General features: G+C 73.0%; 10 protein-coding genes and 1 pseudogene. 8 read left to right on the top strand and 3 right to left on the bottom strand.

Annotation, left to right across the window (positions count from 1 at the left end; genetic code table 11):
• Positions 1-129: 129 nt before the first annotated feature.
• Complete coding sequence (gene map / locus ACFXAZ_RS02385) at positions 130-912, bottom strand: type I methionyl aminopeptidase (RefSeq protein ID WP_384583814.1); 783 nt, start codon at positions 910-912, stop codon at positions 130-132.
• Between the two features lie 33 nt (positions 913-945).
• Here map and ACFXAZ_RS02380 point away from each other — a divergent pair, with 33 nt between their 5' ends.
• The 7 genes and pseudogenes from ACFXAZ_RS02380 to ACFXAZ_RS02350 all read left to right on the top strand — a co-directional run bounded on the left by ACFXAZ_RS02380 (position 946) and on the right by ACFXAZ_RS02350 (position 9,091).
• A complete protein-coding gene (locus tag ACFXAZ_RS02380) occupies positions 946-1,209 on the top strand; it encodes a helix-turn-helix domain-containing protein (RefSeq protein WP_384583811.1) in 264 nt (87 codons plus the stop codon).
• A gap of 142 nt (positions 1,210-1,351) precedes the next feature.
• Positions 1,352-3,763, top strand: coding sequence for a hypothetical protein (locus ACFXAZ_RS02375; RefSeq protein ID WP_384583808.1), 2,412 nt, complete (start codon positions 1,352-1,354; stop codon positions 3,761-3,763).
• Positions 3,764-3,978: 215 nt separating this feature from the next.
• The gene (locus ACFXAZ_RS02370; RefSeq protein WP_384583805.1) at positions 3,979-4,821 is read left to right on the top strand and encodes a nitrilase-related carbon-nitrogen hydrolase; all 843 of its coding nucleotides are present in this window, start codon (positions 3,979-3,981) and stop codon (positions 4,819-4,821) included.
• Positions 4,818-6,104 (top strand): aspartate aminotransferase family protein, encoded by a 1,287-nt coding sequence (locus ACFXAZ_RS02365; protein WP_384583802.1) that lies wholly within the window; start codon positions 4,818-4,820, stop codon positions 6,102-6,104. The genes ACFXAZ_RS02370 and ACFXAZ_RS02365 overlap by 4 nt, the downstream gene beginning before the upstream one ends.
• Before the next feature lie 74 nt (positions 6,105-6,178).
• Positions 6,179-6,553 (top strand): annotated as a pseudogene (locus ACFXAZ_RS02360) (nitrilase-related carbon-nitrogen hydrolase); the annotation flags it as partial.
• A 103-nt stretch (positions 6,554-6,656) separates the two neighbouring features.
• Positions 6,657-8,060, top strand: coding sequence for a dihydropyrimidinase (gene hydA, locus ACFXAZ_RS02355; RefSeq protein ID WP_384583799.1), 1,404 nt, complete (start codon positions 6,657-6,659; stop codon positions 8,058-8,060).
• A gap of 11 nt (positions 8,061-8,071) precedes the next feature.
• Positions 8,072-9,091 (top strand): TIGR03842 family LLM class F420-dependent oxidoreductase, encoded by a 1,020-nt coding sequence (locus ACFXAZ_RS02350; protein WP_384583796.1) that lies wholly within the window; start codon positions 8,072-8,074, stop codon positions 9,089-9,091.
• A gap of 144 nt (positions 9,092-9,235) precedes the next feature.
• Here ACFXAZ_RS02350 and ACFXAZ_RS02345 read toward each other — a convergent pair whose 3' ends face one another.
• Positions 9,236-9,898, bottom strand: a complete 663-nt coding sequence (locus ACFXAZ_RS02345) for a hypothetical protein (protein ID WP_384583793.1) — start codon at positions 9,896-9,898, stop codon at positions 9,236-9,238.
• A 179-nt stretch (positions 9,899-10,077) separates the two neighbouring features.
• Positions 10,078-11,073 (bottom strand): carboxymuconolactone decarboxylase family protein, encoded by a 996-nt coding sequence (locus ACFXAZ_RS02340; RefSeq protein WP_384583790.1) that lies wholly within the window; start codon positions 11,071-11,073, stop codon positions 10,078-10,080.
• Between the two features lie 166 nt (positions 11,074-11,239).
• Between ACFXAZ_RS02340 and ACFXAZ_RS02335 the strand changes: the two genes are divergently transcribed.
• Positions 11,240-12,282 (top strand): sensor histidine kinase (locus ACFXAZ_RS02335; RefSeq protein WP_384583787.1); only part of this gene is annotated, 1,043 nt, incomplete at its 3' end.

Below are 12,282 nucleotides of genomic sequence, written 5' to 3'. Positions count from 1 at the left end.
GGGGTGGGCACGTTTGGGCTCCCGCCGGGGATTCGGGCGCTCACGGGGGAGGGGGCTCGTGCTGTCCGGCGGGTGCGGGAGCGTCGTGGTTTCTCGCGCAGTTCCCCGCGCCCCTACGGGGCGTCGCCCTCATAGGGCGTCGTCCGGCCGTTCCGTCAGGATGCGCGGGCCGGTGTCCATGATCGCCACCGTGTGTTCCACATGGGCGGCCCGGGAGCCGTCGTTCGTCTTCAGGGTCCAGCCGTCGGGGGCCGTGTGCCAGTGGTCGGAGCCGCTGCCGATCAGCATCGGCTCGATGGCGAGGGCCATGCCGTGGCGCAGCCGCATCCCCCGGCCGGGGCGGCCCTCGTTGGGGACCCCCGGGTCCTCGTGCATACGGCGGCCGATGCCGTGACCGCCGAAACCGTCCACGATGCCGTAGCCCGCCGCGCGGCACACCGTGCCGATCGCGTGCGCGATGTCGCCGATGCGGTTGCCCACGACGGCCGCCCCGATGCCGGCCGCGAGCGCCCGCTCGGCGGTCTCGATCAGCCGCAGATCGTCCGGGCGGGCGGGGCCCACGACGAAGCTGATCGCCGAGTCCCCGACCCAGCCGTCCAGCTCCGCGCCGCAGTCGATGGAGACCAGATCACCGGCGCGCAGCCGGTAGCGGCCCGGGATGCCGTGCACGATCGCGTCGTTCACCGAGGCGCAGATGACCGCCGGGAACGGGATCGGCGCGAAATGCGGCCGGTAGTTCAGGAACGGCGCCCCCGCGCCCGCCTCGCGCAGCACCCCGCGCGCCACCTCGTCCAGCTCCAGCAGGGAAACACCCACGTCAGCGGCGTTTCGTACGGCCGTCAGGGCACGCCCGACGACCAGTCCCGCCGCATGCATGGCGTCGATCGATGTGTCTGTCTTCAGCTCCACCATGCCAATTACTATACCGGTATTAGTATGGGGTCCATGGTGCGCACCCCCTTGACCCCCGAAGAGCGTGAACGCGGCGAGCGGCTCGGCCGGCTGCTGCGGACGGCCCGCGGCGACCGCAGCATGGCGGAGATCGCGGCCCGCGCGGGCCTCTCCGCCGAGACCCTCCGCAAGATCGAGACCGGGCGGGCCCCGACCCCCGCCTTCTTCACCGTCGCCGCGCTCGCCGAGGCGCTCGCACTGTCCATGGACGAACTGGTCCGGGCCTGCGCCCCGGCGCCGGTGACGGCCGTCGCCTGAGGGCCGGAGGGCCCCGGCGGCGGGTGTCCGGCCCGAACACCCGGAAAACCCTGCCCTCCCGCTGAAAAGCCCCCGTAGCAACGCCGTAACACAACTGGTGTTCGCTGAGGCAAAAGTGCTCCGGCAGTGCAGGAGTTGGGCGATGGCTGTGGATCAACTCCCGGGTCAGGTGCGGGGGTTCGGGAACTACCTGAGCGGACTGCTGACGCGCCTCGATCAGGGTGCCGGATGGTGTGCGGTGTTCTGGCAGCGCGACCCCGACGGCATGCGGGCCTGTGCCGACGGGCGCGAAGTGCCGCCCTGGGACGTGGTCGAGGCCGTCCTCCAGGACCTCTCCGCCGCCTACGGGCCCGGCACCGCCGCCCGTGAACGGGACCTGGCCCGCCCCCTGCACACCGCCGCCCTGACCGCCTACGACACCCGGCCCGGCGGCCGGGACGCCCTGGCCGACCGGCTCGACGGCACGCTCCGCGAACAGCGCTACGCCGCCGACCGGCTCGCCCAGTTGGGCCGCGCCCTGGTCACCGCCACCACCCGCGACCAGGCCGACGCCCTGCGCCTCGACCTCGCCTGGGCCCGCGACGACCACGAACGCGCCACCGCCCGCTGCGCCGAACTCCGCCGGCGCATCCAACGCCTGGAACACGCCCGCACCGCCCGGCCCCGGCCCACGCAGACCCGGGGGGACCGGGACCCCGGACCGTCCGCCGGGACGACGACGACCACGGCCATGGCCCCGGCCGAGGAGCGGGCGCTGTCGGCCGACGGGGCGGATTGGGTGGATGGGGGCGCGGGTGGGGGCGGGGGCCATGGGGCCGACGCGGTCGATGGTCAGCCGGGTGCGGGTGCGGGTGCGGGTGCGGGTGCGGGTGCGGGCGCGGGGTCGGGGTCGGTTGCGGTCCGGGGTGACGGACGCGCGGGCGGCTGGTCGGGCGCGGATGCGGGCGGGGCGGCTGTGGACAGGTGGTCGGGGCCCGACGCGGGTGCGGCTGTCGTGAGGGGCAAGCGGGGCGGCGGGCGTGCGGTCGGGGCGGTTGACGGCAGGTGGGCGGGCCCGGATGAGGGTGGTGCGCTTGCCGGCGGACGGTCTCGCGCGGGTGCGGACGAGTGGGCGGACGAGGGTGTGGTGCGGGGCGGTCGGGGCGGCGGGCTCGTGGGCGGGGCGGCTGCGGACAGATGGGCGGCCCCCGACGCCGACGGGCGGCCTCGCGCTGGTGCCGACGGATGGCCGGGCGCGGGCCCCCACGGACACCCGGGCCCCGACGCCGTGAGAGGCAATCGCTGGTCGGGCGCGGACGCGGGCGGGTCCGGCGGGGACGAAGGGCCGGGCGGGAGCACGGGAACGCCCGACGGATGGTCCGGCGGGGCCCCGGGACCGGCGGACGGATGGTCCGGCAGGAACCGGAACACGGGACCCTCGGACGGAGGGTCCGGCGGCGGTACGGGAACGCCCGACGGATGGTCCGCCCCCGCCCCGTCCGTCGCCGACGACTGGCCCGGCGCCGGCACCCGCCGCGCCGGGGGCTGGACCGGCGAGGTGGCCGGAGGAGTGTCCCGGTTCGAGCGGCGAACGGGCCCTGGCCCCAACTCCCGCACCGCCACCACCAACTCCGCTACCACCAACCCCGACAACCTCGCCGTACGCAACCCCACCAACCCCGCCGACACCCCCGTACCCGACACCACCCGCGTACGCGACACCGGCCGCACCCCCACCCACGACCCGGCGACCGATCCGCGGCCCGAGCCGCCCCACCCCACCGACACCGCCCCCCACCCCGCCAGATCCCCCAAACCCAAGAAGCGGCGCCGGGGCAGTGCGCGGTTCGCCGGGATGCCTGATGCCGAGGGTGAGGCGGTGGGCGTACCGGAGATTGCCGAGACCGGCGGTGACGACGATCCGGCGCTGACGCCCGCGCCGCAGAGTGCCGCGCAGGCGCCCGCCACTCCCCGGGGCGCGCGGTTCGCCGGGGCTCCCGAGGAGGCGGAGGGGGCGCACCGGCCCGTGGTGCGGCGGCTGGACGCCGCCGCGGCGCAGGAGATCGCCGACACCATCCGGGCGCTGGTGCGGCTGCGCCGGGAGGGGCGCGGCGGGGAGGCGCACGCGCTGCTGGTGGAGGTGGCGCACTGGCCCGCCGACCGCTTCCCGCCGCTCGCGGCCGAGCTGGAGCGGGCCGGGATGGCGGCGGACTGGGCGACGCTGCTGTGGGAGGCGGGCTCGCTGCCCGCCGAGCGGCTGGTCACCGCGGCCGACGTGCTCGCCGCCGCCGGGCGGCACGCGGACGGGGAGCAGATCCTGCGGCAGGGGGTGGCCCGCCCCGCCGAGGACATAGGGCGTGCGCTGGCCGGGCTGGTGGGCGAGGGGTATCGCCGGGAGGTGCGGGTACTGCTCGACGCGTATGTCCGGATAAGGACCCCGGAGGAGGCGGTGCGCAGCGCCGAGGCCGACCCGGAGCGGCTGGTGCCGCTGCTGCTGGAGGCCGCGCGGGGCGTGTCCGAGGACCGCTACTGGGATCTGGTGCACGCGCTGCGCGTGTCCGGCGTCGGGGGCTGACTCGGGCGGACCGGGCGCCGCTCGGCCACCGGAGTGCGAAACGCGGTCGACACCGCGGCGTGCGTGCGATGGTCTTGGCAAGGCACGCACGGGGGCATACGTTCGTGCCTCTACGTCCGCTTCTACGGGCGTAGAGGCGGACGTGACAGCGCACGCAGACGCTGCGGACGTGACAGCGGACGCAGCGGCTGATGTCCCGGCGAAGGAGCAGTTCGATGGCGAACATCGTCCGTGCCGCTCTGGTCCAGGCCACCTGGACCGGCGACACCGAATCCATGCTGGCCAAACACGAGGAACACGCCCGGGAGGCGGCCCGTCTGGGCGCCCAGGTGATCGGCTTCCAGGAAGTCTTCAACGCGCCCTACTTCTGCCAGGTCCAGGAGAGCGAGCACTACCGCTGGGCCGAGCCGGTGCCCGACGGGCCCACCGTGCGCCGTGCGCGGGAACTCGCCCGCGAGACCGGCATGGTGATCGTCGTCCCCGTCTTCGAGGTCGAGCGGTCCGGGTTCTACTACAACACCGCGGCCGTGATCGACGCCGACGGCAGCTACCTCGGCAAGTACCGCAAGCATCACATCCCGCAGGTCAAGGGCTTCTGGGAGAAGTACTACTTCAAGCCCGGCAATCTGGGCTGGCCGGTCTTCGACACGGCGGTCGGCCGGGTCGGGGTCTACATCTGCTACGACCGGCACTTCCCGGAGGGCTGGCGGCAACTCGGCCTCAACGGCGCCCAACTGGTCTACAACCCGTCGGCCACCTCGCGCGGCCTCTCCGCCCACCTGTGGCAACTGGAGCAGCCGGCCGCGGCGGTCGCCAACGAGTACTTCGTCGCCGCCATCAACCGGGTCGGTGTGGAGGAGTACGGCGACAACGACTTCTACGGAACCAGCTATTTCGTGGACCCGCGCGGGCAGTTCGTGGGGGAGGTCGCGAGTGACACCGAGGAGGAACTGATCGTCCGCGACCTCGACCTCGGACTGATCGACGAGGTGCGGCAGCAGTGGGCCTTCTACCGCGACCGCCGCCCCGACGCCTACGAAGGACTGGTACAGCCGTGACCAAGGACCTGCTCGCCCGCCACCGCGCCGTCCTGCCCGACTGGCTCGCCCTCTACTACGACGAACCCCTGGAGATCACCCACGGCGAGGGCCGCCACGTCTGGGACGCCGAGGGCAACCGCTACCTCGACTTCTTCGGCGGCATCCTCACCACCATGACCGCCCACGCCCTGCCCGAGATCACCAAGGCGGTGAGCGAACAGGCCGGGCGCGTCCTGCACTCCTCGACGCTCTACCTCAACCGGCCGATGGTCGACCTCGCCGAGCGGATCGCCCAGCTCAGCGGCATCCCCGACGCCCGGGTCTTCTTCACCACCTCGGGCACGGAGGCCAACGACACCGCGCTGCTGCTCGCCACCGCCTACCGGCGCAGCAACACCGTCCTGGCGATGCGCAACAGCTACCACGGCCGCTCCTTCAGCGCCGTCGGTATCACCGGCAACCGCGGCTGGTCCCCCACCTCCCTGTCCCCGCTCCAGACGCTGTACGTGCACGGCGGGGTGCGCACGCGCGGGCCCTACGCCGCCTTCAGCGACGCCGAGTTCATCGCGGCCTGCGTCGCCGACCTCACGGACCTGCTCGGCCACACCCGCCCGCCCGCCGCGCTGATCGCCGAGCCCATCCAGGGCGTCGGCGGTTTCACCTCCCCGCCCGACGGGCTGTACGCGGCCTTCCGTGAGGTGCTGCACGAGCGCGGCATCCTGTGGATCGCCGACGAGGTGCAGACCGGCTGGGGGCGTACCGGCGAGAACTTCTGGGGCTGGCAGGCACACGCCCGCAGCGGCCCGCCCGACATCGTCACCTTCGCCAAGGGCATCGGCAACGGCATGTCCATCGGCGGGGTCATCGCCCGCGCCGAGATCATGAACTGCCTGGACTCCAACAGCATCTCCACCTTCGGCGGCACCCAGATCACCATGGCCGCCGGTCTCGCCAATCTCGCCTATCTGCTGGACCACGACCTCCAGGGCAACGCCCGCCGCGTCGGCGGACTGCTCATCGAACGGCTGCGGGGCGTCGCCGCGCAGATCCCCGCCGTACGGGAGGTGCGCGGGCGCGGCCTGATGATCGGCGTCGAACTGACCCGGCCCGGCACCGACGAGGCCGACCCGGAGGCCGCGTCCGCCGTACTGGAGGCGGCCCGCGACGGCGGACTGCTGATCGGCAAGGGCGGCGGCCACAACACCAGCGCCCTCAGGATCGCGCCGCCGCTGTCCCTGACCGTCGCGGAGGCCGAGGAGGGCGCCGCGATCCTCGAAGACGCGCTGCGGAGCGTGCGGTAACCGCACAGCGAGGGACGTGACGTGCCATGACCACCGCCCTGAATCCCCCCGACCCGTCCGGCCCCCCGGCAACCGACCGCCACTTCCCCGAGGGCCGGCGTGCCCTGGGCCTCGCGGGCGCCGAGACCGTCTTCAACCCGTCGGCCACCTCCCGCGGCCTCTCCGCCTACCTGTGGCAACTGGAGCAGCCCGCGGCGGCCATCGCCAACGAGTACTTCGTGGGCGCGATCAACCGGGTCGGCGTGGAGGAGCCGGGCGACAACGACCTCTACGGCACCAGCTACTTCGTGGACCCCGAGGCCCGGTTCGTCGGCGAGATCGCCGGCGACAAGGAACCCGAACCGCTCGTCCGCGACCTGGACCTCGCCAAGCCGCGCGAGGTCCGCGACCGCTGGCAGTTCTACCGGGACCGCGAGCCGGGCACCTATGGACCACTGACAGCCCCCTAGCAGCGCCGGGCGGGGCAGCGTCCCCAGCGGCGCGGGGAACTGCGCGACCAGCCACCCACAGCCGCGACTCTCACGACGGCATCAACCCGGCAGAAGAGGCCCCATGAGCAACCGCACCCTCATCACCGGCGGTCTGGTCATCACCGCCGCAGACGAACTGCACGCAGACATCCTCATCGAAGACGGCAGAATCGCCGCCCTCGCGGCAACCGGCACACCCGCCGCCACCGCCTGGACGGCCGACCACACCATCGACGCCACCGGCAAATACGTCATCCCGGGCGGCGTGGACGCCCACACCCACATGGAACTCCCCTTCGGCGGCACCTTCGCCTCCGACACCTTCGAGACCGGCACCCGCGCAGCCGCCTGGGGCGGCACCACCACGATCGTCGACTTCGCCGTACAGAGCGTCGGCAGGACGCTCCGCGAGGGCCTCGACACCTGGCACGCCAAGGCCGAGGGCAACTGCGCGATCGACTACGGCTTCCACATGATCGTCTCCGATGTGCACGAGGGGACGCTCAAGGAGATGGACCTCCTGGTCCAGGAGGGCGTGACCTCCTTCAAGCAGTTCATGGCCTACCCCAACGTCTTCTACAGCGACGACGGCCAGATCCTGCGCGCCATGCAGAGATCCGCCGACAACGGCGGCCTGATCATGATGCACGCCGAGAACGGCATCGCGATCGACGTGCTGGTCGAGCAGGCACTGGCCCGCGGTGAGCGCGACCCCCGCTACCACGGCGAGGTCCGCAAGGCGCTCCTTGAGGCGGAGGCCACGCACCGCGCCATCCGCCTCGCCCAGGTCGCCGGCGCCCCCCTGTACGTCGTGCACGTCTCGGCGATGGAGGCGCTCGCCGAGCTGGCCCGCGCCCGCGACGAGGGCCTCGACGTCTTCGGCGAGACCTGCCCGCAGTATCTGTTCCTGTCCACCGACAACCTCGCCGAGCCCGGCTTCGAGGGCGCCAAGTACGTCTGCTCCACACCCCTGCGCCCCAAGGAGCACCAGGCCAAGCTCTGGCAGGGCCTGCGCACCAACGACCTCCAGGTGGTCTCCACCGACCACTGCCCCTTCTGCTTCACCGGACAGAAGGAACTGGGCCGCGGCGACTTCTCGAAGATCCCCAACGGACTGCCGGGCGTGGAGAACCGGATGGACCTGCTCCACCAGGCCGTCCTGGACGGCCACATCTCGCGCCGCCGCTGGATCGAGATCGCCTGCGCCACCCCGGCGCGGATGTTCGGCCTGTATCCGAAGAAAGGCACCATCGCGCCCGGCGCCGACGCGGATATCGTGATCTACGACCCGCGCGCCGAGCAGGTGATGTCCGTGGAGACCCAGCACATGAACGTCGACTACTCGGCGTACGAGGGCAAGCGCGTCACCGGCCGGGTGGAGACCGTGTTCTCGCGGGGCGTCCCCGTCATCACCGGGCGGGAGTACACCGGCCGCGCCGGGCACGGCGTGTACACCCCCCGGTCCACTTGTCAGTACCTCACTTAGGGAGTCGCGCCTTGGACTTCGGACTCGTGCTCCAGACCGACCCGCCCGCCTCGCGGGTGATCTCCCTGATGCAGCGGGCCGAACGCAACGGCTTCGGCTACGGCTGGACCTTCGACTCGGCCGTGCTCTGGCAGGAACCGTTCGTGATCTACAGCCAGATCCTGGCCGGTACCTCGACGCTGACGGTCGGCCCGATGGTCACCAACCCCGGCACCCGCACCTGGGAGGTGACCGCGTCCACCTTCGCCACCCTCAACGACATGTTCGGCAACCGCACGGTCTGCGGTATCGGCCGCGGCGACTCCGCGATGCGGGTGGCGGGCCGCAAGCCCAACACCCTGGCCCGGATCAGCGAGGCCATGAAGGTCATCCGCGCCCTCGGCCGGGGCGAGGAGGCCGACCTCGGCGGCACGGTCGTCCGGTTCCCCTGGATCAAGCCGGGCGCCGAACTCCCCGTATGGATGGCCGCGTACGGTCCCAAGGCACTGAAGATGACCGGGGAGGAGGCGGACGGGTTCATCCTCCAACTCGCCGACCTCTACCTCACCGAGTACATGGTGAAGGCCGTCAAGGACGCGGCCGTCGCCGCCGGACGTGACCCGTCCGAGGTGAAGATCTGTGTCGCCGCGCCCGCCTATGTCACCGCGGACGACTCGCCCGAGGCGCTCGCCCACGCGCGCGAGCAGTGCCGGTGGTTCGGCGGGATGGTCGGCAACCATGTGGCCGACCTGGTGTCCAAGTACGGTGCGCACTCCGCGGCCGTGCCGGCGGAACTCACCGAGTACATCAAGGCCCGCGAGGGCTATGACTACTCCCACCACGGGCGCGCGGACAATCCCGACACCGCGTTCGTGCCGGACGAGATCGTCGACCGGTTCTGTGTCATCGGCCCGGTCGAGAAGCACATCGAGAAGCTCACCGCGCTGCGTGCACTGGGCGTCGACCAGTTCGCGGTGTACGACATGCACGACGCGCAGGAGACGGTGATCGACGCGTACGGCTCGCGCGTGATCCCCGCCCTCAACGCCTGACCGCCCGGCACGCGGCTCACGGCAACGCCCCCCACCAGCTCGGTCCCCCTGCCCCGCTGTCCCGGGTCGGGGGGGCCGGGCCGCCGCGCATGGCGTGATCGGCTTCCGGGCGACGCTCTCGCTCGACCGCCCCTTCCAGGACACCTACGCGCCGGTGTCCTGGAGGGTCGCCACCGCCTCCTTCGCGGCCTTGATGGCGCCCTCGTTGATGGTGTCCGTGCTCGGCGCCTCCTTCGTCTCGAAGTCGCTGCCGTTGTAGGTGATGATCACCAGGGCGTTGGCCGCGCGGACCACCACCGTGCCCTCGCGGGTGTCCTGGTCGTCCTCGGTGGTGAGGTTGACCACGGAGTACGCCGCGTCGCCCAGACCGGGGACGTCACCGCCGCCGTCCTTCTCCGCGACCCGGTCCTTGTAGTACTTCTCCGCCTCCGCGTCCGACTCCATCACCTCGAAGGAGATGTCCAGCCAGCGGTAGTCGTAGCCCTTGAGCGCGTTCCAGGAACAGGTGCGGCGCACGTCGGTGTCCGTCGACGGGATCTCCTTGCCGGCCGCCTCGGCACCCGGCACCAGCGACGTCACCGTCTTGTCGGCCACGCTGTCGCAGGGCGCGGGGGAGGTGGCGTACGTCTTGGGCACCGCCGTGGTGGACGGCGCCGAGGCCGACTGGCTGCTGGTCGGCTCCGGAGTTCTGTCCTGGGCGACCGGGGCCGGGTCGGGGCCGGAGGACATGGCCCAGCCGGCGAGGGCGAGCACGGCGACGGGGGTGAGCCGCGCGGTGAGGGTCAGCGGCAGAGGAAGAGAACGCACGGCGCACACTTCTCGTGGGGGTGCGGAGTGGGGCCCGCACCGCGGACGGGACGCCAGTGTCACACGAGTCCCTGTGGGGCGGAAGTGCGAACTCGCTGCGTACCGGCCCGGTGACACAATCCCGAACGGGACGCCCGGGGTGCCCGGTTATGTCCCCGGGCGCCCCAGGCTGGGACCCCTCAGCCGGGCGCCGGGCTGAGGGTCCAGGCCGACTCGATCCGCTCGACCGCCAGGAACGCCCCGTACGCCACCAGATGCACCAGACAGTGGTCCGAGTGCTCCGGGCGCCGCCACGCCGTGATGTCCTCCTCGGTGATCCGGTACGGCGCCAGCGCGGCCAGCAGCGCGAGCCGCGCCCCCGGCCGGTCCTCCCGCCCCGGGAACACCTGCCGCGCCGGCGACGGATGCGAACCGTCCCACCCGCGCAGGGCCCGCTGGACGAGACTCTGGTCGTCGGCGTCGAGCAGGTTCGCGCCCATCAGCGCGGCCTGGCGCAGCGCGGCGAAGGCCACTCCGACCGGGCTGCCGGCCGCCCAGCCCGGCACCGGGCCGCTCGCGTCCAGCAGAGCGAGCGACGCACCCGGCGTGAGGCGCCTGCGCACGGCCGACGAGAGCGAACGGCCCGCCAGGGACCGCACCGCGCGGAAGCGCTCGGCGTTGCCCGGCAGCATCGTCTCCTTCAGCAGCGCCGACGCGATCCGGTTGATGAAGTGGAAGGACAGCGCGGTGCCCAGATAGGCGGGAGCCTCCTCGCGCGGGAAGGGATACGGCTCCAGCGCCGCGCCCGGCGTGCGGGTGAGCCTGCCCCACTCCAGCAGCCGGGCGTGCCCGGGATCGACAGGCGCGCCCCCGCCCGCCACCCGCTCGGCGAGCGCGTGGTCGCCGGTCGCGTGCAGCAGCACGGTGTGCGCGGTCACGCAGAACGGGCACTTGTTGGCCTGGGACACCCCGAGCGCCACCAGCTCCTTGCCGGTGCGGCTGCCGGGGCCCGCGAGCAGTGACTCGCGCATCAGCGCCCAGGCGGGGGCGAGAAGCGCCGGGGCGGAGGACAGGACCACGAAGGTCGACGGTTCATCGATGCCGAAGTCACGGTCGAGCTGCTCGTACACCTCGGCGACACGGCCGGTGGCGGACTTCGGCGGCAGGGGTTCGGTGTGCAGGAAAGGTGTGGACATGCCGAGAACTCTGGCCGCCGCGGGGTGCCCGCCGCGTCGTACGGGGGATGACGATCGGCGCTGCTCCCGACGGGCCGCTCGGGCGGCCGACTACTACGGGGGGAGTAGTGCGGGAGTTGTCCACAGGGCTGACGCCCCTGCCGGTGGGGCGGTCTAGGGTGCGGACATGACTGAGGGGCGGGACGTACGCGGACGGCTGGCCGATGCGGTGCTCGCGGCCGTCGTCGGTGGCCTGGTGCTGACCACGGCCGCCTTCGACCCCGGCACCACGGCCGTCGACCGGCTGCTGATCGCCGTGGGCAGCGCTGTCCTCGCGGGCTACCGGTCGGCGCCGCGCGCGGTCCTCGCGGTGGCGACGGCGGCGGGCACGGCGTACGTCCTGCACGCGCATCCGGGGCCGCTGGCCGCGCTGCCGGTGCTGGCCGCCGTGCACACCGCCGCGCGGGCCGGGCACCGGGCGCTCGCGGCGGGCGCGGGCGCGGTGTTCCTCGCCGGGTTCGTGCTCACCGGGCCCGGCACCCGGGAGATCGTCGAGCGGGCGGCGCTGCTCGCGGGCTGGTTCCTGTGCGCTGTCGTCACCGGCCTCGCCGACCGCAACTGGCAGGCGTATCTGCGCCAGACCGAGCAGCGCGCGCTGGAGGCGGAGCGCACACGTGAGGAGGCGGCGCTGCGCCGGGCGGGCGAGGAGCGGTTGCGGATCGCCCGGGAGCTGCACGACTCGCTCACCCACAGCATCTCCATCGTCAAGCTCCAAGCGGGCGTCGCCGCCCATCTGGCCCGCAAGCGAGGCGAGGAGGTCCCGTCCGCGCTGCTCGCCATCCAGGAGGCCAGCGGCGAGGCGATGCGCGAACTGCGCGCCACGCTGGAGGTGCTGCGCACCGACGAACCGACCGGCACCCCCGCCCTGCTGGTCGAACGCGCCCGCGCGGCGGGCCTCGCCGTCGCCCTCGACATCACCGGCACCGAGCGCCCCCTGCCCACGCCGGTCGAGCGCGCCACGTACCGCATCGTCCAGGAGGCCCTCACCAACGCCGCCCGCCACGCGGGCCCGGCCGAGGTCCGGGTCCGGATCGACTACGCCGAGTCCCGCCTGGGCGTCCACGTGGACGACGACGGCACCGCGCACCCCGCCCGCCCCGCACCCCCCGGCACCGGCCTGACCGGCATGCGCGAACGGGTCACCGCCCTCGGCGGCACCCTGCACGCGGT

Source organism: Streptomyces sp. NPDC059477 (assembly GCF_042749375.1).
Taxonomy (GTDB): domain Bacteria; phylum Actinomycetota; class Actinomycetes; order Streptomycetales; family Streptomycetaceae; genus Streptomyces.
The sequence above is the reverse complement of the archived record's forward strand: the minus strand, read 5'-3'. Positions and strand labels throughout refer to the sequence as shown.